Source organism: uncultured Halomonas sp. (assembly GCF_947501415.1).
Lineage (GTDB): Bacteria > Pseudomonadota > Gammaproteobacteria > Pseudomonadales > Halomonadaceae > Halomonas.
The window spans coordinates 1-22,054 of the sequence record NZ_CANMVL010000005.1; the positions used below are offsets into that span (position 1 = coordinate 1).

Consider the following 22,054-nt stretch of genomic DNA (forward strand, 5'->3'; position numbering starts at 1 on the left):
GACTCCAAGGTGATCGTGGCGATCAACAAGGACGAGGAGGCGCCGATCTTCCAGGTAGCCGACTATGGCCTGGTAGCTGACCTGTTCGACGCTCTGCCGGAGCTTGAGCAGAAGCTCTGATAACGATCGTGATCTTTCAGGTCGCGCTCTCGATGGGCTGCGGCCTGGTGGCGGATCTGTTCGATGCCCTGCCGAAGCTTGAGCAGAAGCTATAATTGCCTGCTTTTTCAGGCTTGATATCGGAAGCCGGCTCCTTGTTGAGTCGGCTTTCTGCTATTGGGCAGGGCTCCTGCTGGACGGCTTCGTATCGTCTAGAGTAGGGTGAGTCGACGTACTGGAGCTGCTGCTCAAGAAAAATCTGGCCGGGGTGGTTGAAGTTACCGACCGATGGCCGCACCTCTAGTTAGTGCAGGACAAGAATTGCAGTGTCTGCAAAGCCACCAAAAGGAGATGATCAACATGGCACATACCCTCCCTGACCTTCCGTATGCCTACGATGCGCTCGAGCCGCATATCGATGCGCTGACCATGGAGATCCACCATTCCCGTCACCATCAGACCTACGTCAACAACCTGAACGCTGCCCTCGAGGGCACCGGCCTGGAAGATGTGCCGGTCGATGAGCTGCTTGCCGATCTGGACAAGGTGCCGGCCGAGAAGCGTCAGGCGGTGATCAACAACGGTGGCGGCCACTCGAACCACTCCATGTTCTGGCAGATGATGTCACCCAATGGTGGCGGTCAGCCCAAGGGCAAGGTGGGCGAGGCCATCGAGAGCGAGCTGGGTGGCTTCGAGGCGTTCAAGGATGCCTTTACCAAGGCTGCCCTGGGTCGTTTCGGCAGCGGCTGGGCCTGGCTCAGCGTGACCCCCGCGAAGAAGCTGGTGGTGGAAAACTCCCTCAACCAGGACAGCCCGATCTCCAACGGCAACACGCCGGTGCTGGGGCTGGACGTGTGGGAGCATGCCTACTACCTGAAGTTCCAGAACAAGCGTCCGGACTATATCGCCGCGTTCTTCAACGTGGTGGATTGGGATGAAGTCGAGCGTCGCTACCAGGCTGCCACTGCCTGATCGACCCCTTCCCGGTCTGACAAACAGCGCCGCGGCCCCTGGGGTCGCGGCGCTGTTGTATGGGTACCCCTCCGGGCAGGATCCCTCTCTGCCTCTCTGGGTGTTAGAGACTTGTGCGCTTTGATGTGCTGCTCGCACCTCGCATCTCGCACCTCGCACCTTGCACCTCGCACCTCGCACCTCGCACCTCGCATCTCTTGCCTCTTAATTACACCGGCGCCTCGCACCTCGCTTTCCAAGGCGTTATCGAGGTCGTTAATCACTTGTGTTTGAATGCTTCATATATCACTACATATGGTATTTCAAGGGTGACAGTTTCTATATATGGTGTATCCTTGCCTCCGTAATCACCATATATAGTTCCTTTCCTCAGGGAGTGTCACCATGGAGATCAAGGTCTATACCCGTCCAGCCTGCCCGCAGTGCACGGCTACCTGCCGCACCCTGGAGCGCCAGGGGATCGATTACCGCCTGATCGACCTGGAGCAGAATCCGGAGGCTCGCGATCGCGTCATGGCGCTGGGGCACCGCCAGCTGCCGGTCGTGGTAGCCGGTGATGAGCACTGGTCCGGTTTTCGCCCGGACCGCCTCGGCGGCCTGACGCCGGCATGAGCGAGGCGCCGTTGGAGAGTGTGCCGCCGGAACTGATCTATTTTTCGACCCGCTCCGGCAACACCCATCGCTTTATTCAGAAACTGGAGCTGCCGGCCCGGCGCATTCCCCTTGAGCGGGGTGCCCAGGCTCTGTCGGCAACACGTCCCTTCGTGCTGGTGACGCCTACCTATGGCGGTGGTGGGGCGAAGGGGGCGGTGCCGGCGCCGGTGATCCGTTTTCTCAACGATTCCGACAATCGGGCGCTGCTGAAGGGCGTGATCGCCGCCGGTAATACCTGTTTTGGCGCCGCCTACGGACTGGCAGGGCGCATCATCGCCAAGAAGTGCGGTGTTCCCCTGCTCTATCGATTCGAGTTGCTGGGCACGGACGATGACGTGACCCGGGTTCGCAAGGGAGTGAGAGAATTTTGGACACGACAATCCTGACCCAGCCGCCTCGTCAGGCGGAGAGTGACGCGGGGCGCAAGCTGGATTACCACGCCTTGAACGCCATGCTCAACCTGTATGACGACGAGGGACGGCTGCAGCTGGCGCGCGACCGCGAAGCGGTACGCGAGTACTTTCTTCAACACGTCAATCAGAACACGGTCTTCTTCCACTCGCTGAAGGAGAAGCTCGACTACCTGGTGGAGAATCAGTACTACGAGCCTCAGGTGTTGGCGCAGTACGATGCCGGCTTTATCAAGGCGCTTTTCGAGCAGGCCTACGCCTGGAAGTTTCGCTTCCCGAGCTTCCTCGGCGCCTTCAAGTACTACACAAGTTATACGCTGAAGACCTTCGATGGCCGCCGCTACCTTGAGCGCTTCGAGGATCGGGTCTGCATGGTGGCCCTGGCCCTGGCTCGCGGTGACGAGACGCTGGCCCGGTCGCTGGTGGACGAAATCATTGCCGGTCGCTTCCAGCCGGCTACCCCGACCTTCCTCAATGCCGGCAAGCGTCAACGTGGCGAGCTGGTATCCTGCTTCCTGCTGCGCATCGAGGACAACATGGAGTCCATCGGCCGGGCCATCAATTCGGCCCTTCAGCTCTCCAAGCGTGGGGGAGGGGTGGCGCTGCTGTTGAGCAATATCCGTGAGGCAGGCGCACCGATCAAGCATATCGAGAACCAGTCGTCGGGCATTATCCCGATCATGAAGCTGCTCGAGGATGCGTTCTCCTACGCCAACCAGCTCGGTGCACGCCAGGGGGCCGGGGCGGTCTATCTCAATGCCCACCATCCCGATATCCTGCGTTTTCTCGACACCAAGCGCGAGAATGCCGACGAGAAGATCCGCATCAAGACGCTGTCGTTGGGGGTGACGATCCCCGATATCACCTTCGAGCTGGCCAAGCGCAATGAGCCAATGTACCTCTTCTCGCCCTATGACGTGGAGCGGGTCTACGGCATGCCCTTCGGTGACATTGCCGTGACCGAGAAGTACCGCGAGATGGTCGACGATTCCCGTATTCGCAAGACCAAGATCAATGCCCGGGCCTTCTTCCAGACCCTGGCCGAGGTGCAGTTCGAATCCGGCTACCCCTATGTGATGTTCGAGGATAACGTTAACCGCGCCAACCCCATCGCCGGGCGCATCAATATGAGCAACCTCTGCTCGGAGATCCTGCAGGTCAATACGCCCAGCGAGTTCAACGATGACCTGGGCTACCGTCGGGTGGGGGAGGATATCTCCTGCAATCTGGGGTCGTTGAATATTGCCCGGGTGATGGATTCAGGCGATATCGGCAGCAGTGTCGAGGTTGCGGTGCGCGGTCTCACCGCGGTGGCCGAGATGACCGAGATCGCCTCGGTGCCCTCGATCGCCAACGGCAACGCCCTTTCCCGGGCGATTGGCCTGGGGCAGATGAACCTGCACGGCTTCCTGGCCCGCGAGCATGTCCATTATGGCACGCCGGAGGCGCTGGACTTCACCAGTGTCTACTTCGCCTGTGTGGCGTATCACGCCCTGCGAGCGTCCAACCGGCTGGCCATTGAGCGCGGTGAAAGCTTTGCCGGTTTCGCGGCGTCGGACTACGCCAGCGGAGTCTTCTTCGACAAGTACACCGAGCGCGACTGGCTGCCGCAGACCGAGCGCGGCCAGGCACTCTTCGCGGATGCCGGCATCGCGCTGCCGACACGCGAAGACTGGGAGTCGCTCAAGGCGTCGGTCATGGCCCATGGGCTCTATAACCGCAATCTTCAGGCGGTGCCGCCCACCGGCTCGATCTCCTACATCAATCACGCCACCTCCAGCATTCACCCGGTGGCCTCGCCCATCGAGATTCGCAAGGAGGGCAAGCTCGGTCGCGTCTACTACCCGGCACCCTATCTCGATGATGACAACCTGGCCTACTACCGGGACGCCTACGAGATCGGCCCCGAGGCGATCATCGATACTTATGCCGCCGCCTCCGAGCACGTTGACCAGGGGTTGTCGCTGACGCTGTTCTTCCCGGATACCGCGACGACCCGGGATATCAACCGGGCCCAGATCACCGCCTGGCGGAAGGGTATCAAGACCCTCTACTACGTTCGCCTGCGCCAGAGTGCCCTGGAGGGCACCGAGGTAGAGGGCTGTGTCTCCTGCACACTCTAAGGGATTGCTTAACATGACGATGACTGCCAAACGACTCACCCGCGTGGATGCCATCAACTGGAATCGCCTGCAGGACGACAAGGACCTGGAGGTGTGGAACCGTCTGACCAGCAACTTCTGGCTGCCGGAGAAGGTGCCGCTCTCCAACGATATTCCGTCCTGGAACACCCTGAGCGAACCTGAGCGGCGGCTTACCATTCGCGTCTTCACCGGCCTGACCCTGCTCGATACCATCCAGAGCAGCGTGGGCGCGCCGATGCTGATGCCAGACTCCCGCACCCCCCACGAGGAGGCGGTCTACGCCAATATCACCTTTATGGAGGCGGTTCATGCGCGCTCCTACAGCTCGATCTTCTCCACGCTCTGCACCACTCGGGAGGTAGACGATGCCTTTCGCTGGAGCGAGGAGAACCCGGCGCTGCAGCGCAAGGCCGAACTGGTGCTGGAGCGCTATTGGGCCGAGGACCCGCTGATGCGCAAGGTGGCCAGTGTCTTCCTGGAGTCGTTCCTGTTCTACTCGGGCTTCTATCTGCCGATGTACTGGTCCAGCCACGCCAAGCTGACCAATACCGCCGACCTGATTCGCCTCATCATTCGCGACGAGGCGGTGCACGGTTACTACATCGGTTACAAGTTCCAGCAGGCCATGGCCGAGGCGACGCCGGAGCGCCAGGAGGAGGTAAAGGCCTACGCCTATGAGCTGATGCTGGCGCTCTATGAGAACGAGGTGGCCTATACCGAGCTGCTCTACGATGAGGTCGGGCTCACCGAGGACGTCAAGAAGTTCCTTCACTACAACGCCAACAAGGCGCTGATGAACCTGGGCTTCGATGGGCTCTTTCCCCAGGAGGTGTGCGACGTCGACCCGACCATTCTCGCCGCTCTCTCCCCGGGTGCCGACGAGAATCACGACTTCTTCTCCGGTTCGGGCTCCTCGTATGTCGTCGGCCGCACCGAGGCCACCGAAGACGAGGATTGGGCCTTCTAGTGCGAGTGCCTCGCTCTTCCTGGGTTGGGGGGGCTACCTCCCGCGGCTGGCCGGATAACGGTGTGCCTCGGATGTCTTTCGAGAGCGTGACTTACCCGGCACTGAGCCAATAACGCAGCCGCTGCATCGGACCCGGCTGTGAGCGGGCCTGGTGCCCCTCCAGCCTGGCAATGGTCTCCTGCAGCGGCTTTCGGATGGCCTGCAGGTGGTGCTGACAGAGGCGCTTGCAGAGGGCGCCCGGGCATTGCGCCATCAGCAGCCCGGCATGATAGACCGCCGTGCCCAGTGATTCGGCCAGGTCGGGAGCCCCCTGGGCATCGCGACGGCAGCGCTCCAGTTCGCTGGTGAGCAGGGTGAGGGTACGGGCATCCAGCCAGCAGGGCGTATCATCACCCTGCGTCTGTGCATTCACCCGCTCCTGAAGCTCCCGAAAGGAGACTTCGAGAAAGATGCAGTGGTAGCGGAGCTGGGGAGAGGGTGACATGAAAAGTAACTCTTATTTGATATTAATTACTATTCTCTTTGGGTGTAAAAGTCCTGTCAAGCTGACGTTAGGCTGGGCCGTTCCTTGTGCGAGCCTGTCGCAGGCTCCAGCAAGGCCCGCGCTTGCCATTGATGTCGGTCCAGCGAAGCCGGCGCTAGAGTCGCCGCATCCCCCACATGAAATAGGCACCGCCAAGCAGTGAGGCGACGATACCGGCGGGAATCTCCTCGGGGAACAGCCACTGACGGCCGATCCAGTCGGCCAGCACCATCAGCAAAGCTCCGGCCAGGGCTCCGCCCAGCAGGTGCATGTTCGCCCGGGAAAAGCCCAGCAGGCGGGCCAGGTGGGGGGCGAGCAGGCCGACGAAGGAGAGCGGGCCGACCACCAGGGTGGCGGCGGCGGTGAGCAGCGCCACCATCAGCAGCAGCGCCAGTCGCGCCCGCGCCAGGGGCAGCCCCAAGGCCGCGGCGGTGGCGGCGCCCAGCGGCAGGATATCCAGCCAGCGGGCCAGCGGTGCGGCGATCAGGGTCAACAGCAGAGCCGCGGCGGCCACCACTAGCGCGCTGGTCGGGTCGACATAGTAGGTGGAGCCGGAGAGCCAGGCGATCACCTGCTGGCCGCGGGGGTCGCCGCCGGCCAGCACCATGCCCTTGATCGCCTCGAACAGGGCGGTGATCGCCACCCCGGTCAGCAGCAGTCGTTCCGGCTGGAAGCCGCTCTTGCGGTTGAGGCCCACCAGCACCGCCAGGCTCGCCAGCGACCCCAGAGTGCCGGCGGCCACGAGGGCCAGGTTGCCGGGCGCAGGCAGCAGGAAGATGACGCCCATCAGGGCGATGGCGCTGCCGCCGCTGATGCCCAGCACCTCGGGGCTGGCCATGGGGTTGGCGGTCAGTCGCTGGATCAGGGTACCGGCGATGGCCAGCATGACACCGCAGCCGGCGGCGGCCAAGACGCGGGGCACGCGCCACTGCAGCAAGCCCCAGTCGGTGGGCGCGGCCCACTGCCAGCCGTCTGGCCCCTGGCCGGCCAGCACCGCGATCGCGCCCACGCCCAGCAGGGCGATGGCGAGTCCGCCGGCCAGTCGAACGGGTGCTGGATGACGCCGACCGAGCGCGCGAGCCTCGCGAGGGGGCGTTTCGGCGTTGAGGCGCAGTCGCGGGATCAGCCACAGCAGCAGCGGGGCGCCCAGGGCCGCCGTGGTGGCGCCGGTGGGAATCAGGGTCGGCAGGTAGCCCGAGACGCGCTGCAGTGCCAGGTCGGTGGCGGCCAGCAGCAGGGCGCCGAGCAGCGTCGACCACGCGAGCCGGGCGCCCAGGCGCCGTGCGCCGGCCAGGCGCACGATGTTAGGCGCGGCCAGGCCGATGAAACCGACGATCCCCACCACGCTGACCACGCAGCCGGTAAGAAAGACCGCGAGCCCCAGCCCGGCAAAACGCAGATGCTTGAGCGAGACGCCGAGGCTCCTGGCGCCGGCCTCGTCGAGGGCGAGGACCGCCAGGGGGCGCAGCAGCAGCCAGGCGAGCAGGCCTCCGACCATCAGGCGCGGCGTCAGGAAGGCGACGTCCTGCCAGCCGTTCTGGGCAAGCGACCCCGCCCCCCAGATCAGCAGTCCCTTGAGCTCCTCCTGGTGGAAGAGCAGCAGCACCATGGAGAGCGCCCCGAAGTATAGGTTGACCACCAGGCCGCCGAGCACCACCACCACCGGCGCCAGGCCTCGCCGCCAGGCCAGGGCGAACACCAGTCCCATGGCCAGGCCGCCGCCGGCCAGTGCCACCCACTCCCTCCCCAGCCCCAGCAGGCCCGGGGCCATCAGCGAGGCGGCCATCAGCGCCAGGTTGGCGCCGCTCGCCACTCCCAGGGTGGTGGGCGCAGCCAGCGGGTTGCGCAACACCTGCTGCATCAGCACGCCGGCGAGCGCCAGGCCGCCGCCGGCGAGCAGCGCCATGGCGAGTCGCGGCCACCAGGCGTAGTGCAGGACCAAGCCTGAGGCGGCCTCATCCGTCGCCGCGGGCTCGAGCAGTGCGGCTAACCCGGCACCCACGCCGGGACCGGAGAGCAGATGGTCAAGGGCGAGGGCCAGCACGCCGAGGGCGAGCGGCAGGCAGAGTGCCGTCGGCGTCAGTCGGAGGCGCCAGGGGCGGTGGGAGGCGAGGGCATCAGGCGTCATCGTCGGACTCCAGGGCACTCACAAGCAGTTCGGCGAAACGCTCGGCCGAGGGCAGGGCGCCGAAGCTCCAAGTCGGCGGCAGCACGATGGGTTCCCCTCGGCTCGCCTCGATAAGGTGGTCCCAGAGGCCGCCGTCGTCCAGGCGCTCGCGGACCCCGGCCGGATAGGGCTCCACCACCACCAGCCGGGCATCGAGGCCGGACAAAGCCTCGATGCCCACCAGCGAGAAGCCCCAGGTGTTGGTGGGCCTCTGCCAGGCGTTATCGAGCGCCAGACGATCGAGCACCGCCTGGTAGAGACCGTTCTCGCCGAACACTCGCACATGGCGGCTATCCATAAACTGCATGATCACCAGCGGCGGGGTCGTGTCATCGACTCGCTGGCGCAGGGCGTCGAGCCGGGCCTCTGTCTCTTCGATCAGCCAGGCCGCCGCCGCGGGGCGCTCGACCAGATGGCCAAGCGAGCGGGTCAGCTCGCGCATCTCCGTCCAGGTGTCGCGTCCTGGACGGTAGAGTGGCAGGGTCTCGACCGGGGCGATGCGCTCGAGACGCGGCGCGAGGTTGGCGAACATCGGCGAGATCAGGATGCGCTCCGGCGCCAGGCTCGCCAGCAGTTCGAGGTTGGGCTGGCTGCGCAGTCCCAGGTCGACCGTCGAGGCGGGCAGGGCCGGCTCGCCCACCCAGGCGTGGTAGGCCTCGATCTGGGCGACCGCGGAGGGGGGCGCGCCGAGGGCGACGAGCGTCTCGGCGAGGGTCCAGTCGAGGGTGGCGAGGCGTGGTGTGTCGGCCGAGGACGTGGCGGCGATAAGCGCGACAACCAGGCCGGCGAGCCATATCAGGACGCGACGAGGGCGAGACACGGGCGACTCCAGGGGCGATTCCAAGGTCAATGGATAGCGTGGCTAGTAGGCGATGGCGACGCGGTGTTCGCCACAGGGGTGGGCCATGACATGCATGGGAATGCCGTAGATGGCCTGGAGGGTCTGGCCGTTCATTATCTCCTCGGGCGTGCCCTGGGCCAGCAGGCGGCCGCCGTGCAGGGCTACCAGGCGGTCGCAGTAGCGTGACGCCATATTGATATCATGAAGTACGATGACCACCCCGAGGCCGAGCTCCTGGCATAGCCGACGAATCAGCGCCAGTACCTCCACCTGGTGGGCGACATCCAGCGCCGCCAGGGGTTCGTCGAGCAGCAGAAAGCGGCTGCCCTGGGCGAGCAGCATGGCCAGCCAGACCCGCTGGCGCTCGCCGCCCGAGAGAGTATCCACCTGGCGGTCGGCGAAGGGCTCGGTGTGGGTCATCGCCAGGGCTCGGTCGACGGCGGCTTCGTCATCGCGACCGTGGCGGCCCAGCAGACCCCGCCAGGGGTAGCGGCCGAAGCCTACCAGCTCACGCCCTGTGAGGCTGTCGGAGGCGGGCAGCTGCTGGGGTAGATAGGCGACCCGACGGGCGAAGGCGCGATGGCCCCAGGACGTCATCGGCTTGCCGTCCAGCCGAAGCTCGCCCCGAGTGGCGACCTGCTGGCGGGCCAGCAGCTTGAGCAGGGTCGACTTGCCTGAGCCATTGTGGCCGATCAGGCCGTGGATACGACCCTCCGCAAAGGTCAGGTCGAGGGGATGCAGCAGGCACTGGCCGTTGATCTCGAAGGAGGCGGCGCGCGTTTCGATCATGGGAGCATCTCCTCCTCGTTTGGACCGGTGATCGTGAATGAGAGTCGCGGTGGCCGGGTCAGAAGTTGTAGCTGACCGTCGCCTTGACGCTGCGTTCGGCGCCGAAGTAGCAGAAGTTGATGTCGCTGCAGCCGGCGACATAGTCCTTGTCGAGCAGGTTGCTGACGTTGAGCCGCGCGGAGACCCCCTCGAGACCCACCTCGGCCAGGTCGTAGCCCAGGGTGGCGTCGACCAAGGTGTAGTCGGGCACCTTTTCGGTATTGGCCTCGTCGGCGTAGATGTCGGCGTAGTAGCGCACCCCGAGGCCTGCCTCCAGGCCAGTGAGCCCACCCTGCTGGAAGCGGTACCGGCCCCACAGTGAGGCCTGGTGGCGTGGCACCCAGTTGTCGGTATTGCCCTCGTTGGCACCGTCGGTCTTCTCGAGGGTCACGTCGGTGTAGGTATAGCCGGCCTGCAGATACAGGTTCTCGGTCAGCTGGGTATGGCTCTCCAGCTCGACGCCCTGGGACTCGATCTCGCCGGTGGCGCGGAAGAAGGTCTCGCTGGCGCGCTTGGTGGCCAGGTTCTCCTGGGTGATATGGAAGAGGGCCACGCTGTAGCGATCCTGGCTGCCGGCCGGCTGGAATTTCAGGCCCGTTTCCACCTGTTCGCCCTGGGAAGGCTCGATCAAATCGCCGTTCTGGTCGACCGCGGAGTTGGGGCTAAAGGAGGTGGTATAGCTGGCATAAGGCGCCAGGCCATTGTCGAACAGGTAGAGCACACCGGCGCGGCCGCTGAACTGGGTGTCGTCCAGCGTGCTCTCGATGCCGCTGTCGCGGTCGGTGTTGCTGATATCCACCCAGTCGTGGCGGCCGCCCAGGTTCAACCGCCAGTTGCCCAGCGCCAGCTGGTCCTGGAGGTAGACGCCGGTCTGCTCCAGCTCGCGTTTCTTGCGCACGTCCGGATAGAAGGCGGTGGGCTCGGCGCCGTACTGCGGGTCGAAGGCATCGATGGCGGGAAAGGCTCCGGAGCCCCAGACGACGTCATTATCGCGCTGCTGGTAGTCGACACCGGCCAGCAGGGTATGCTCGGCGGCCCCGGTAGTGAGGCGGCCCTCGAGCTGGTTGTCCACCGCCAGGGCCTCGAGCGACTCGTCGCCGCTTGAGAAGTAGCGGTTGAGCTCGGTGTCGCTGGCCCAGCCGAAGGCATAGACCTGCTCCAGCTCGACATCGGACTCGGTGTAGCGCAGCGTCTGGCGGCCAGTCAGGGCGTCGTTGAAGCGGTGCTCCAGCTCGTAGCCCAGCATGGTCTGCTCGCGCTCGAACGTGTCGAAGTCCTCCTCGCCCTCGAAGAAGGTATTGGTGATGCGACGGCCATTGCGACCTTTCACCGTGCCTTCGAAGGGCAGGCCCGCATGGTAGCCGCCTTCCGGATCCTTGTGCAGGTAGGCGTGCAGGGTGAGGCTGATGGCGTCGGTGATGTCCCAGCTCAGCTGGGGAGCGAAGGCGTAGCGTTCCTCTTCCACCGGGCCGAACTGGGTGTCGGCGGCCCGGGCCAGGCCGGTCAGGCGGAAGGCGAGGCGACGCTCGTCATCCAGCGGGCCGGTGAGGTCGAAGGCGGCGCTGCGCTGGGCGTTGTTGCCCGCGCCCAGGCGCAGCTCGCCGCTGCGCTCGAATTCGGGGCGCTTGCTGGTCTGGGCCACCAGGCCGCCCGGGGAGGCGCGGCCATAGAGCACCGAGGCCGGGCCCTTGACCACCTCGATGCGCTCGAGGAAATACGGGTCAATGACCAGCGAGCTGAAGGAGCCGCCGTCGCTCATCACCTTGAGACCGTCGAGGAAGGTGTTGCTGACGCTGCCGTCGGTGAAGCCGCGCAGCACCAGGTAGTCGTAGCGGTTGGAGGCGCCGACCTGGTTGGTGTAGACGCCCGGCGTGTAGTCGGCGGCGCGCTGCACCGTCTCGGCACCTCGCGCCTCCCACTCCTCGCTCTCGATAACCGAGATTGACTGCGGCGTCTCGTTGAACGGCGTCTCGGTCTTGGTGGCCGCCTGGGCGGTGACGGTGAGCGGCGCAAGGGTCTCGGTCTGGTCGGCCTGGGCGGTGAGCGCGGTACCTGAGGCAGCAATCGCGACCGCCAGCGCCAGGGGGCGTGGTGTGAGCATGGGAGGTCCTGTGGGATTGATACATAGCTGAGTAATGAGAATTATTGCTGTTTGTTGGGCGGCATAGGTTTGCGCAATGCGCACGCCGCTATGCGCAGCGCTCAACCTGTTCGATAGAGGGAACTCGGCGCATGGCCGAAGCGACGGCGGAAGGCGGTGGCGAAGTTGCTGGCGTGGCGGTAGCCGCAGAAGTGGGCGGCCTGCTGCACGCTATGGCCCTGGCGCAGATAGTCGTGGGCCAGGCTCAGCCGGCACTCGCGCAGGTAGTCGAACACCGAGCGGCCGTAGGCGGCGCGGAACTTGCGCCTCAGGCTGGCGGGGCTCATGGCGGCCAGTTCGGCCAGCGCCTCCAGACGATGTTCGCCGGCGGGGTCGTGACGCAGGGTGTCGCGGACCCGCTCCAGGCGCTGGTGTTCCTGGGGCGCCAGCGTGGGGGCCGGGGACGGTGTCGGGTCGTCGACACGACCGCCGTGGGCCAGCAGCTGCAGGCTTAGCCCCTCGAGCAGCAGGCGCTGGGCTTGGCCCCGGAGCGGCGCGGTCAGGGCCTGCTCGAGGCCTTGGCGCAGCGGCTCGGATAACGACCAGGCCTGCAGCCGGGAGGCGGCAGGTGCCGGGGCGCTCATGCCCAGCCGGGCCAGGCAGGCGTCGTCGACGCCCAGGGTCAGGGCGCGCAGGCGCTGGCCGTCGGGTTGGGCGGCGGCCAGGCCGCGGTCGGCCGCGAGTCGCACGCTGAGTGCCATGCCGGGACGGAGGGTCAGCGAGCGCCGTCCCAGGCTCACCTCGGCTTTGCCCTCGAGCATCACGATGATCGACAGCGGGGAGGCCGCCCGGGAGTAGGATTCATAGCGGTGCAGCACCTCCACGTCGGAGGCGACCAGCTGCATGCCTGGGCGCGGCGTGAATTCGCGCACCACCCCACGCACCACCGGCGCCTCGGCCCGGGGCGAGAGTCCCGGGACCCGGTAGTCGAGGCCATAGCGTCGACCATAGTTCTGTAGGTCGCGCGGGGTGTGCTGGCGCACCTCGGCGGCGGGCCGGCTCATCCGGCCGCCTTTGCTGCCTTTGCCACCTTCGACGACTTGCCGGCGCGTCGGCATTCCAGCGGGCAGTTGGCGCAGTAACCGAGCTCGTCGATCAGGTAACGGATGCAGCACAGCCGGCGCACTCGGGCAGGGCGCTCCGGCTCGGTCGGCGTGACGTAGTGCACCGGACGGTAGAGCGGGTTGCGGCGGCCGTCGGGCAAGGTGCGGCACTCCAACAGCGCCCGTGCGGGTTCGCCCTGGTCCGCGGCAGCCATGGGGTGGGTGTGGATGACGCTGGTGAAGTATTCGACGTAGTTGCCCGCGTTGCTCCAGAACACCTTGGGCGAGGCCCCGGTGACCGTGGCCAGGGCCTCGATCAGTGGCGTCAGGTGGTTATCGAGCAGGGTAGCGAAGCGCGAATGGGGATCGAGCTCGGCCAACGGCTTGCCGGCATGGCGCAGCACCAGCCCGGTGGTCTGCCCCTCGGGTGACTGCCGAAGATACAGCTCGTCCAGTCCCAGCGGCAGGTCGCGCTCGAGCAGCAGGTTGGCGGCCAGGCCGTGGGCGGCCAGGGCGCTGAAATGCCACTTGGACCACAACGATGCCACCGCCCGACGGTCGCCGTGACCATACCGGGCGCCAAACCGCGTGAACAGCGCGTCCAGATAGGCCGGGTCGAGCAGGTTTCTGGCAGGCAGAGTGCCGGCCTCGGGAGCCATTGAGACCCGTGGAGGAGGAAAACTCTTCAACGGGCCAACATAGAGCGGCGAGAGGGTGTGAGGCATGGTATCCATCGAGATGGTTATCGACTATGTCAGGGGTATATCGACCCTGATAGCCGTAGCGAGGTAGTTGTCCATTTGAGACTTATTATCATTATATTTTGAAGTCTTTCAATGATTGATAACTATTATCACTTGTGAGAGCATCCGCTCGCCATTCGTCACGGAACCAGGGAGCCTGACGTGAAGAGGATTCGATCCACTCTGATAGTGGGGGCGGCTGTCTTGCTGCTTGTTACCCCCCCCTTGATGGGGCAGGAGCTGATAGAGGAAGCCAGCGAGGCACAGCGTGCTCAGGCCGAGTTGCAGATGCGCATCTATGCCGCCGATGACGCCAGTCGCGAGATGCTGGCCGAGCTGCGTCGCCTGGAAGCCGAGACACGACGCCTTCGGGCGGACAGCGAGAGCCTGGCGCCGCGTCTTGAGCGCCAGGCCGAGCGTCTGGCGACCCGCGAAGCGGCCCTGGACACTATGGCCGAGACCCGTGAAACCTTGCCGGCGGTTGAGCAGGGGTTGCTGAAACGACTCAAGACCTGGGTAGAGGCCGACCTGCCCTTCCTGAAGCAGGAGCGTCTGGCACGGGTCGAGGGGCTCGAGAATGACATGGCAGATCCCGACCTCTCCATGGCGGAGCGCCTGGACCGCACGCTGGCCGCCTGGCGCGCCGAACTGGACTATGGTCGTGAGCTCGATGCCTGGCGCGGCACCCTGGAGGAGAGGGAGGTACGCCGAGAAGTGGACTTTTTCCGCCTGGGGCGGGTGGGGCTCTATTATCTGACGCCCGACGGACACCAGGGCGCCGTCTGGCGCTCCGACGAGCAGCGCTGGCAGCCGCTGGCTGAGGCCGAGCGGGTCGAACTGCGCCATGGGCTGCGTATCGCTCGCGACCAGCGGGCGCCTGAGCTGCTTACCCTGCCGGTCTCCCACTCGGTGACACCGGTCGACGCGGAGCACGCCTTATGAACACCAGCATCAAGAGCAAGATCAGCCTGAGAGGCGTCGCAGCACTGGTTCTGGGAACCCTGCTGTTGGTGACGGTGCTGCCAGCCGCGGCGCAGAGCGATCCTCTCGCTACCCTGCGGGCCGAGCGAGAAGCGGCAGAAGCCCGAGATGCCGCGCGGCTGGCCGAGCTGGTCGAGGACCGTGATGCACTGGAAGCGGCCCTGGAGGAGGCCCGGCAGCTTCATGCCGAGGCCGAGTCGCGCCATGCCGAGCTCGAATCCCGTCAGGCCGAGCTGCAATCTCGCCGAGAGGCCCTCGATAGCCGCCAGGCCGAGCAGGGTGACGACCTGACGGCGGTGCTGGCCGTGCTGGCTCGCCATAGCGGAGAGCTGCGTGATGCCCTCACCGAGAGCTGGCTTACCGTGGGCGGCGCCGAGCTGCCGCCGCGACTGAATGACGTCGAGGTGCTGCGCCCCGAGCACCTCGAGCGTCTCGCCGATACCCTTATTGCCCTGACGGTCGAGACCGGCCGCATTCGCGCCTTCGAGGCTCCGGTGGCTGCCAACAGTGGTGAGATTGCACCCCGCGAGGTCGTGCGCCTGGGGGATCTGGCGGCCTTCGGCGCCGGGGATCTGCTCGAACGTGGTGCCGAAGAGGGTGTGCTGGCCACGGTGACGCGTACCCCCAGCGAGGTGGCCCAGCAGCTTGCCGCCTTCCAGGCGGGTGAGGACGAGCGCATCGCCCTGGACCCGACCGGGGGGCAGGTGATCGCGGCCCTGGCGCAGCGCCCCAGTCTGCAGGAGCGTTTCCAGCAGGGAGGCGTCGTCGGCTATGTGGTGGTGGGCCTGGGCGCCTTCGGCCTGCTGGTGGCGCTGCTGCAGTATGGCTATTTGCTCAGAGTCACCGTGGCACTACGTCGTCAACTGGCGACACTGGATCAGCTGCGTGACGACAACCCCCTCGGGCGCGTGTTGCTGCGCTTTCGGGCGCTCTCCGATGCCCCCATGCCGGAAGCGCTGGAGGCGCGTCTCGACGAGGCGGTGCTGGCCGAGTTGCCGCGGCTCGAGCGAGGACAGCCACTGGTCAAGCTGCTGGCCGCGGTGGCCCCGCTGCTGGGGTTGCTGGGCACCGTCACCGGGATGATCGTGACCTTCCAGGCCATCACCGTCTTCGGCACCGGCGACCCACAGCTGATGGCGGGAGGCATCAGCCAGGCACTGGTGACGACCGTGCTGGGGCTGATCACCGCGGTGCCGCTGTTGTTTGCCCACACCGCCTTGGCCGGCCGCAGTCGTCAGCTGGCCGGTGTGGTGGAGGGCCAGGCCAGTGCCGCCCTGGCCGAGCGCCTGGAGCATGGCCGACCCGCCTTCACTGCCGGTGAGAGGGGGTAGCATGCTGCCGCTATGGCTTGAGCCCCTGGCACGGCTGATCGATGCCGGTGGTATCGTGCTGGTAGGCATCGCCGTGGTGGCGGCGATGCTGTTCAGTCTGGCGCTGGAACGGGTGTTGTTCTTTCGACTCACTTACCGGCGTGCTCGGCGCAGGCTGGTTCGGCGCTGGGCGCAGCGTGCCGACCATCATAGCTGGAGTGCCCTGACCGTTCGCGAGGTGTGGACCCGGGAACTGATCGCCAGGCTGCGTCGGCCACTGCCGTGGCTCAAGCTGCTGGTGGCACTCTGCCCGCTGCTCGGCCTGTTGGGGACCGTCACCGGAATGATCGCGGTCTTCGACAGCCTGGCGCTGAATGATACCAGCCAGGCACGTGCCATGGCCGATGGCGTGGCTCGGGCCACCCTGCCGACCCTGGCGGGCATGGCGGTGGCGGTGGTGGGGCTGCTGTTTACCACGCGGTTGGAACAGCTCATTCGGCGCGAGGGTCAGCGGCTGCATGACCGACTGGCCCGTGCCGTGGAGGAGAACGATGCGTAGACGCCGTATGCTTGCCGGTGACACCGGGGATAGCGGTGAGATCAACCTGACACCGATGCTCGATGTGGTCTTTATCATGTTGATCTTCTTTATCGTGACCACCAGCTTTATTAAGGAGAGCGGGGTGGAGATCGACCGCCCCGAGTCAAGTGCCGCCTCGCCCCGGCCGGATGCCCAGTTGATGGTGGCCATCACCCCCGAAGGGGCGGTGTGGGTCGACGGAGAGCCGGTGGATGCCCATCGCGTCGGCGACGCCGTGGCCGGCCTGGTCGGCGACGAGGGGGGCGTGGTGATCCAGGCCGACCGGGAGTCGACCACCGGGCTGCTGATCGAGGTGATGGATCGAATCCGTCAGGCCGGTGTGGACAATGTCGCCGTGGCGGCGACCCGAGGGGCATCATGACGCGAGCTCTGCTCTCGGTACTGGCCGGTGTCGGCATGGCACTGCTGCTGTTCTGGCTGCTGGCGTTGCTGGTCTCGCCCCCTGAGGCGGATATCGAGGTACAGGAGATGCGCCTGACGATGACAGAGCTGGCGCCGGCGCCGGAGCCCGAAGTGGCTGAACCTGTCAGCGAGGCCCCTGCCGTGATGCCGCCTGCTGCCACGCCACTGCCGGAGCCGGCACCCTTGCCGAACACCGCTCTAACCCTGCCCGAGCCGGAGTTGCCGGCCGAGGAGCCGGCGCCAGTCGAGCTGGACAGCTCGCTTCCCGAGCTGGCCGAAGTGCCCCCCGACCCGTCGCCTGAACCGCCCCCGCCGAAGCCGCGTCATGAGCTTCGAGCGGAGCCGGCCCCGACACCGACTCCCACGCCTGCGCCCACTTCGACGCCTTCCTCGGTGGCAAAGAGTCCCGCCGAGACGGTGGCCAAGCCCGTCAGCCGCGAGCCGGTCGACGTTGGGCAGATCGCCCCCACCCGTCGCGTGCCACCCGAGTATCCGTCTCGGGCCCAGCGCCGTGGTCTCGAGGGGTATGTCGAGCTTGCGTTCGTCATTCGGCCCGATGGCAGCGTGGATCCGGGCAGCATCAAGGTGCTCTCGGCGCGACCCTCCAACGTCTTCGACAAGGCGGCGCGCCGGTCGGTCTCGCGCTGGCGCTTCGAGCCGGCTCAGGGGCTTCGGCGGGCACGCCAGCGTCTGGAGTTCAAGCTGAGATGAGTCGCGAGGAGACTCCCATGCGCTACACCCTGCTCTCTTTTTCCGCCCTGCTGTTCTGCTGGCTGGTGGGCGTTTCGCTGGCCCAGGCGGCTCCTCCGCTCAAGGCCAGCTTTATCGACGACCTCAAGCAGCTGGAGGTGGCACTCCAGGAGGGGGAGGCCGCGGCGGTGGAGGCGCGTGCCCTGGCCCAGGCACGGCGCCTGGCCGGGGGCAATGCCGGCGACCGCTGGGCGCGGGCCCTCTACCTGCAGCTAGCCGCCGGCGCGACGATGCAGCAGGAGGAGCCTGTGGCGGCAGCGAACTACCTCGCCGAGGCGCGCGGTATCGAGGGCATCGAGGCGCAGCAGCACGATCGTTGGCTGCGCGACGAGGCTCGCCTGCGACTGGCCGCCGGCGATCGCGAACGGGGGAGCGAGCTGTTGGCGGAGTGGCTGGGACGTCATGCGGGCGAGCCGCGCGATTACTGGCAGCTGGCGCGCTCCCTGGCACACCTCGAACGCTGGGAGGAGGCCGCCGATCGGGTACAGCAGGCACGCGAGCTGGCGCCGCAACTCGACGATCGCCAGCGTGCCCTGGCCAGTGTCGTGTATCGTCGTGCCGGAAGGGACGAGGCGGCGCTTTCCCTGCTCAATGCGGGGCTGACCGAGAGTCGTGATCCGCAGCACTGGCGCGAGGCGGCGGCACTGGCTCAGCGGCTGGGCGATGTCGGGCGAGCGGCCGCCATCTGGGAAGCGGGCTGGCGTGCGGGCCTGTTGAGCGATGAAGAGGATCTGCGCCGCTTGATCGAGCTGCACCTCGCCGGCGGTACCCCGGCGCGTGCCGCCGAACATCTCGAGGAGGCACTGGCGTCGGGCGAGCTTGCGGACAGCGAGGCGAATCGACGGCTGCTGGCCCAGGCATGGGAGCGGGCTCGCGATCGCGAGCGGGCACTGGCCGCCTGGCGAGACGTGGCGAAGCGCAGTGGCAAGGACGACGACTGGTCGAGGCTCGGCCAGCTGGCCTACGCCTGGGGGCGTGACGATATGGCGGAAGAGTCCTTACGGCTCCTGCCGTACCCCATCGATCTCGCGCACGAAGGGCGGTAGGGAATCGAGCAGGGCCCGGCCGTAGCGGCGGGTCAGCACGCGCCGGTCGAGCAGGGTGATGCGGCCGTAGTCCGATTCCTTGCGGATCAGGCGGCCACAGGCCTGCACCAGCTTTATGGAGGCATCGGGCACGCTGATGCGCATGAAGGAGTTGCCGCCGCGACTCTCGATCCACTCCGCCAGGGTGGCACCCACCGGATCATCGGGCACCGCGAAGGGCAGTCGGGTGATCACCACATGGGTGAGGTAGTTTCCCGGCAGGTCGATGCCCTCGGCGAAACTGGCTAGCCCGAAGATGATGCTGCCTTCACCGGCATCCACTCGCTTGCGATGGCGGTTGATCAGTTCGCGCTTGGGGAGGCGGTCCTGGGCCAATACCCGTCCGGCCAGATCCTTGGGCAGTGCCTTCTCCACGGCGCGAAGTTGGGCCCGCGACGAGAACAGCATCAGCACCGCCTCCTGGCGTTCGAGTCCGTTGACGAAGTCGACGATGGCCCGCTCGTGTCCCTCACGGTCGGCCGGGTCGACGGCCTCCCTGGGGACGCTGAGCACCGCCTTCGAGTAGTCGAAGGGGCTGGGGAGTCGCTGGTAGCGGTAACGATTGGCGAGGCCGGCGCGCTCCTGCAGGCGCTCGAAACGCCCCAGGGCAGTAAGCGTCGCGGAGGTGACCACGGCGCCGAAGGTGGTGCCCCACAGGCTCTTGGCCAGGGTGTGGGCGGCCGAGACAGGACTCGCCGAGAAGGTCAGCTCGGGCTCGCCGCCGAAATGCTCCAGGGTCAGCCAGCGGGCCCGTGGCGGCTCACCCTCGGGATCCACCTCGGTAAAGGCCTGCCACAGGGCGTGGGCTTCCAGAGCGCGGCCATGCAGCAGCGCCACCAGCGGTAGCCAAGCCTCGGCCGCCTCTCGCGGCAGCCCGGTGTGCTTGTCAGGGTCGAGGCTCTCGCGCAGGATATCGGCCATGCTCTCGAGGGTGCGGGAGAGCTCGGCAAACAGCGTGACCAGTGCCGCGGCATGATCGCGCAATGCCTCGGGAGCGCGCCCCATCTCGAAACGGTGCTGGTGAAACTCCTCGCCGTCACCAAGCCCCTGAGGGCGTCCGGCGAGCTGGTGGCCCAGGGCGAAGGCCTCCCCCAGCCGTGGTTCGGCGGCATCCATCGCCTGGGGGAGGCTGGCCAGCAGCCGCGCCAGGGTGGCTTGCCCCCCCAGGGCGGTATTGAGCTCGGTGAGCGACTTCCTGAGATTGCGCAGCCAGCGCAGGCCCGCGTTTACGCTGAAGCGATAAGTAAAGTGGTTGAGGGCCTTGTCGGGCAGGTGGTGGCCTTCGTCGAACACATGGATGCAGTCACCCGGATCGGGCAGCACCACACCGCCCCCCAGGGAGAGGTCGGCCAGCACCAGGTCATGATTGGCGACGATGATGTCGGCCTGCTCCATATCGCGACGGGCGCGGAAGAAGGCGCAGGCCCCGAAGTGGCCGCAGCGACGGTTGGTGCATTGGCGGTGGTCCACGGTGAGGCGACGCCAGTGCTCGTCCTTGATCGCCTCGGGCCAGCTGTCGCGGTCACCCTCCCAGCGGCCATTGCCGTAGGCATCGCCCATCGCCTTGACCAGCGCCTGAAAGTCGTCACCACCGCTGTCGAGCGCTTGCTCGAACATCGACAGGGTAGGGTTCTCCTCGCCACCGTCGAGCGCCTGGTCGAGGCGTGCCACGCAGACATAGCGGCCCCGCCCCTTGGCCAGGGCGTAGCGGAAGTCGATACCGCTATGGGCCTTGAGTGCCGGCAGATCCTGATGCAGCACCTGCTCCTGGAGCGCCACGGTGGCGGTGGAGAGCACCAATCGCTTGCCGCGGGCCTTGGCCACCGGCAGGGCGGCCAGCAGGTAGGCGAGGGTCTTGCCCGTGCCGGTGCCGGCTTCGAGCACACAGACATGCTCATCGCTGACGCGCTTGCCGGTCTCATCGGCCTCGATGCCCCCCAGGGTGCGGGCGATCTCGGCGATCATCAGTCGCTGACCGTAGCGGGGCGTGAGACCCAGGCCCTCCAGCGCATGGCGGTAGGCGGTCTGGATCTCGCCTTTCAAGGCCTCATCAAGCATCGTGAGTTAAAGCAGCCCTTCGGGCGGATGCTCGCAGGGCAGCTTGTCGTCGATATAGCGCTCGATCTCGGGCAGCGAGAAGGCGTCCTCTTCGCCCACGAAGCTGATGGATACCCCCTTGGCGCCGGCGCGGCCGGTGCGGCCGATGCGGTGGACGTAGTCCTCCGGGTCTTCCGGCAGGGTGTAGTTGATCACGTGGCTGACATCCTCAATATGGATGCCACGGCCGGCCACATCGGTGGCCACCAGTACCTGGATCTCACCAGCACGGAACTTCTCGAGGGTCTCGATGCGCTGGTTCTGGGGAACATCGCCGGAGAGCATGGCCACGTCGATGCCCGCCTTGCGCAGCAGATCATCGAGCTTGCGCACCAGGTCGCGGCGGTTGCCGAACACCATCACCCGGTCAAAGCTCTCCTGCTGGAGCAGCTTGATCAGCAGGCGCTGCTTCTCCGCATCACCGACCATATAGACCCGCTGATCGATGTCGGCGGCGTTGTCGACGGTGACGGCGATCTCGACATGGGCCGGCTCATGGGTCCACTGGCTGGCCAGCTGGAGGATATCCTCGGTGAAGGTGGCCGAGAAGAGGAAGGTCTGGCGCTCCTCCTTCTTGGGCGTATGGCGAATGATCCGCTTGACGTCGGGGATGAAGCCCATGGAGAGCATGCGGTCGGCTTCATCGAGGACCAGCACCTCGACCTGGGTGAGGTCGACATCGCGCTTCTGATGGAAGTCGAGCAGGCGACCTGGGGTGGCCACCAGGATATCGAGCTTGCCTTCGAGGGCCTCGCGCTGCTTCTGGTAGTCCATGCCGCCCACGACGCTGGCCACCTTGAGGTCGGTGAAGCGTGCCAGGGCCTTGGCATCCTTCTCGATCTGCAGGGCGAGCTCGCGGGTCGGGGCCACGACCAGCGCGCGGGGTGCGCCCGGCTTCTGGCCGTTGGGGCGCTCCTCCTCGAGGAAGTAGGCCAGGATCGAGATCAGGAAGGCGGCGGTCTTGCCGGTGCCGGTCTGGGCCTTGCCGACGATATCACCGCCGAGCAGGGTGTGGCTAAGGGCCTCGGCCTGGATCGGGGTGCAGTACTCGAAGCCCAGCGCGTGGATGGCACGCATCAGTGGCAGCGGCAGGTCGAAGTCGTGAAAGCGCCACTTGCCGGCCACCGGGGTGACCTGGAACTGGCGCAGATCCCAGTTCGACTGGCGACGGCGCGGCTTGCGACGACGACGCTTGGGCTTGCGGTTCTCGGCCGGGGCCGTGGTCTGTTCCGACTCGCTCATAGGCTTGCTGTCTTTCCGTGTCGATAGGGTAGTCATGTCATGCAAACGGGTATTG

20 protein-coding genes and 1 pseudogene are annotated in these 22,054 nt (G+C 66.3%); 12 read left to right on the forward strand and 9 right to left on the reverse strand.

Going from position 1 to position 22,054, the window contains the following annotated elements:
* The 6 genes and pseudogenes from Q0894_RS03570 to nrdF form a co-directional block, all read left to right on the forward strand.
* Positions 1–120 (forward strand): annotated as a pseudogene (locus Q0894_RS03570) (electron transfer flavoprotein subunit alpha/FixB family protein); the annotation flags it as partial.
* Positions 121–459: 339 nt separating this feature from the next.
* On the forward strand, positions 460–1,071 hold the full coding sequence (locus Q0894_RS03575; RefSeq protein WP_299231579.1) for a superoxide dismutase: 612 nt from the start codon (positions 460–462) through the stop codon (positions 1,069–1,071).
* 384 nt (positions 1,072–1,455) lie between these two features.
* A complete protein-coding gene (gene nrdH, locus Q0894_RS03580; protein ID WP_299231581.1) occupies positions 1,456–1,683 on the forward strand; it encodes a glutaredoxin-like protein NrdH in 228 nt (75 codons plus the stop codon).
* Complete coding sequence (gene nrdI / locus Q0894_RS03585) at positions 1,680–2,111, forward strand: class Ib ribonucleoside-diphosphate reductase assembly flavoprotein NrdI (RefSeq protein WP_299231583.1); 432 nt, start codon at positions 1,680–1,682, stop codon at positions 2,109–2,111. Before nrdH ends, nrdI begins: the two co-directional genes overlap by 4 nt.
* Positions 2,093–4,258 (forward strand): class 1b ribonucleoside-diphosphate reductase subunit alpha, encoded by a 2,166-nt coding sequence (nrdE, locus tag Q0894_RS03590; protein ID WP_299231585.1) that lies wholly within the window; start codon positions 2,093–2,095, stop codon positions 4,256–4,258. Before nrdI ends, nrdE begins: the two co-directional genes overlap by 19 nt.
* Before the next feature lie 13 nt (positions 4,259–4,271).
* Positions 4,272–5,246: a class 1b ribonucleoside-diphosphate reductase subunit beta gene (nrdF, locus tag Q0894_RS03595; RefSeq protein WP_299231587.1), complete on the forward strand. Its 975-nt coding sequence runs from the start codon at positions 4,272–4,274 to the stop codon at positions 5,244–5,246.
* Between the two features lie 91 nt (positions 5,247–5,337).
* On the opposite strand, the gene Q0894_RS03600 is transcribed toward nrdF, so the two are convergent.
* From Q0894_RS03600 to fhuF, 7 genes are all read right to left on the reverse strand, one after another.
* Positions 5,338–5,730 (reverse strand): hypothetical protein, encoded by a 393-nt coding sequence (locus tag Q0894_RS03600; RefSeq protein WP_299231589.1) that lies wholly within the window; start codon positions 5,728–5,730, stop codon positions 5,338–5,340.
* 154 nt (positions 5,731–5,884) lie between these two features.
* Positions 5,885–7,897 (reverse strand): Fe(3+)-hydroxamate ABC transporter permease FhuB, encoded by a 2,013-nt coding sequence (gene fhuB, locus Q0894_RS03605; protein WP_299231591.1) that lies wholly within the window; start codon positions 7,895–7,897, stop codon positions 5,885–5,887.
* Positions 7,887–8,756 (reverse strand): ABC transporter substrate-binding protein, encoded by an 870-nt coding sequence (locus tag Q0894_RS03610; protein WP_299231593.1) that lies wholly within the window; start codon positions 8,754–8,756, stop codon positions 7,887–7,889. Before Q0894_RS03610 ends, fhuB begins: the two co-directional genes overlap by 11 nt.
* A gap of 42 nt (positions 8,757–8,798) precedes the next feature.
* Complete coding sequence (locus Q0894_RS03615) at positions 8,799–9,566, reverse strand: ATP-binding cassette domain-containing protein (protein ID WP_299231595.1); 768 nt, start codon at positions 9,564–9,566, stop codon at positions 8,799–8,801.
* A gap of 58 nt (positions 9,567–9,624) precedes the next feature.
* Positions 9,625–11,706 (reverse strand): TonB-dependent siderophore receptor, encoded by a 2,082-nt coding sequence (locus Q0894_RS03620; protein WP_299231597.1) that lies wholly within the window; start codon positions 11,704–11,706, stop codon positions 9,625–9,627.
* A gap of 101 nt (positions 11,707–11,807) precedes the next feature.
* Positions 11,808–12,749 (reverse strand): helix-turn-helix transcriptional regulator, encoded by a 942-nt coding sequence (locus Q0894_RS03625; RefSeq protein WP_299231599.1) that lies wholly within the window; start codon positions 12,747–12,749, stop codon positions 11,808–11,810.
* Positions 12,746–13,513, reverse strand: a complete 768-nt coding sequence (gene fhuF, locus Q0894_RS03630) for a siderophore-iron reductase FhuF (RefSeq protein WP_299231601.1) — start codon at positions 13,511–13,513, stop codon at positions 12,746–12,748. The genes Q0894_RS03625 and fhuF overlap by 4 nt, the downstream gene beginning before the upstream one ends.
* Positions 13,514–13,735: 222 nt before the next feature.
* On the opposite strand from fhuF, the gene Q0894_RS03635 reads away from it, so the two are divergent.
* Genes Q0894_RS03635 through Q0894_RS03660 form a run of 6 tightly spaced genes read left to right on the forward strand, consistent with a single transcriptional unit; the run spans position 13,736 to position 18,621 of the window.
* Positions 13,736–14,473 carry a DUF3450 domain-containing protein gene (locus tag Q0894_RS03635; RefSeq protein WP_299231603.1) on the forward strand — a complete coding sequence of 246 codons (738 nt, stop codon included), beginning with the start codon at positions 13,736–13,738 and terminating at the stop codon, positions 14,471–14,473.
* Entirely contained in the window at positions 14,470–15,843 is a 1,374-nt protein-coding gene (locus Q0894_RS03640) for a MotA/TolQ/ExbB proton channel family protein (protein ID WP_299231604.1), read from the forward strand. The genes Q0894_RS03635 and Q0894_RS03640 overlap by 4 nt, the downstream gene beginning before the upstream one ends.
* A gap of 1 nt (position 15,844) precedes the next feature.
* A complete protein-coding gene (locus tag Q0894_RS03645) occupies positions 15,845–16,381 on the forward strand; it encodes a MotA/TolQ/ExbB proton channel family protein (RefSeq protein ID WP_299231605.1) in 537 nt (178 codons plus the stop codon).
* The gene (locus tag Q0894_RS03650) at positions 16,374–16,784 is read left to right on the forward strand and encodes a biopolymer transporter ExbD (RefSeq protein WP_299231606.1); all 411 of its coding nucleotides are present in this window, start codon (positions 16,374–16,376) and stop codon (positions 16,782–16,784) included. Before Q0894_RS03645 ends, Q0894_RS03650 begins: the two co-directional genes overlap by 8 nt.
* Positions 16,781–17,536 (forward strand): energy transducer TonB, encoded by a 756-nt coding sequence (locus Q0894_RS03655; protein ID WP_299231607.1) that lies wholly within the window; start codon positions 16,781–16,783, stop codon positions 17,534–17,536. Before Q0894_RS03650 ends, Q0894_RS03655 begins: the two co-directional genes overlap by 4 nt.
* Before the next feature lie 17 nt (positions 17,537–17,553).
* A complete protein-coding gene (locus tag Q0894_RS03660; RefSeq protein WP_299231608.1) occupies positions 17,554–18,621 on the forward strand; it encodes a hypothetical protein in 1,068 nt (355 codons plus the stop codon).
* On the opposite strand, the gene dinG is transcribed toward Q0894_RS03660, so the two are convergent.
* Together dinG and rhlB are read right to left on the reverse strand one after the other, a co-directional pair.
* Positions 18,574–20,718: an ATP-dependent DNA helicase DinG gene (gene dinG / locus Q0894_RS03665; RefSeq protein ID WP_299231610.1), complete on the reverse strand. Its 2,145-nt coding sequence runs from the start codon at positions 20,716–20,718 to the stop codon at positions 18,574–18,576. The genes Q0894_RS03660 and dinG overlap by 48 nt on opposite strands.
* Before the next feature lie 6 nt (positions 20,719–20,724).
* Positions 20,725–21,999 (reverse strand): ATP-dependent RNA helicase RhlB, encoded by a 1,275-nt coding sequence (rhlB, locus tag Q0894_RS03670; protein ID WP_299231612.1) that lies wholly within the window; start codon positions 21,997–21,999, stop codon positions 20,725–20,727.
* Positions 22,000–22,054: the final 55 nt, after the last annotated feature.

Coding starts and splice junctions, on each gene's coding strand:
- Q0894_RS03575 (WP_299231579.1), top strand. CDS start 460: ATGGCACATACCCTCCCTGACCTTCCGTATGCCTACGATGCGCTCGAG.
- nrdH (WP_299231581.1), top strand. CDS start 1,456: ATGGAGATCAAGGTCTATACCCGTCCAGCCTGCCCGCAGTGCACGGCT.
- nrdI (WP_299231583.1), top strand. CDS start 1,680: ATGAGCGAGGCGCCGTTGGAGAGTGTGCCGCCGGAACTGATCTATTTT.
- nrdF (WP_299231587.1), top strand. CDS start 4,272: ATGACGATGACTGCCAAACGACTCACCCGCGTGGATGCCATCAACTGG.
- Q0894_RS03600 (WP_299231589.1), bottom strand. CDS start 5,730: ATGTCACCCTCTCCCCAGCTCCGCTACCACTGCATCTTTCTCGAAGTC.
- fhuB (WP_299231591.1), bottom strand. CDS start 7,897: ATGACGCCTGATGCCCTCGCCTCCCACCGCCCCTGGCGCCTCCGACTG.
- Q0894_RS03615 (WP_299231595.1), bottom strand. CDS start 9,566: ATGATCGAAACGCGCGCCGCCTCCTTCGAGATCAACGGCCAGTGCCTG.
- Q0894_RS03620 (WP_299231597.1), bottom strand. CDS start 11,706: ATGCTCACACCACGCCCCCTGGCGCTGGCGGTCGCGATTGCTGCCTCA.
- Q0894_RS03625 (WP_299231599.1), bottom strand. CDS start 12,749: ATGAGCCGGCCCGCCGCCGAGGTGCGCCAGCACACCCCGCGCGACCTA.
- fhuF (WP_299231601.1), bottom strand. CDS start 13,513: ATGCCTCACACCCTCTCGCCGCTCTATGTTGGCCCGTTGAAGAGTTTT.
- Q0894_RS03640 (WP_299231604.1), top strand. CDS start 14,470: ATGAACACCAGCATCAAGAGCAAGATCAGCCTGAGAGGCGTCGCAGCA.
- Q0894_RS03645 (WP_299231605.1), top strand. CDS start 15,845: ATGCTGCCGCTATGGCTTGAGCCCCTGGCACGGCTGATCGATGCCGGT.
- Q0894_RS03650 (WP_299231606.1), top strand. CDS start 16,374: ATGCGTAGACGCCGTATGCTTGCCGGTGACACCGGGGATAGCGGTGAG.
- Q0894_RS03655 (WP_299231607.1), top strand. CDS start 16,781: ATGACGCGAGCTCTGCTCTCGGTACTGGCCGGTGTCGGCATGGCACTG.
- Q0894_RS03660 (WP_299231608.1), top strand. CDS start 17,554: ATGCGCTACACCCTGCTCTCTTTTTCCGCCCTGCTGTTCTGCTGGCTG.
- dinG (WP_299231610.1), bottom strand. CDS start 20,718: ATGCTTGATGAGGCCTTGAAAGGCGAGATCCAGACCGCCTACCGCCAT.
- rhlB (WP_299231612.1), bottom strand. CDS start 21,999: ATGAGCGAGTCGGAACAGACCACGGCCCCGGCCGAGAACCGCAAGCCC.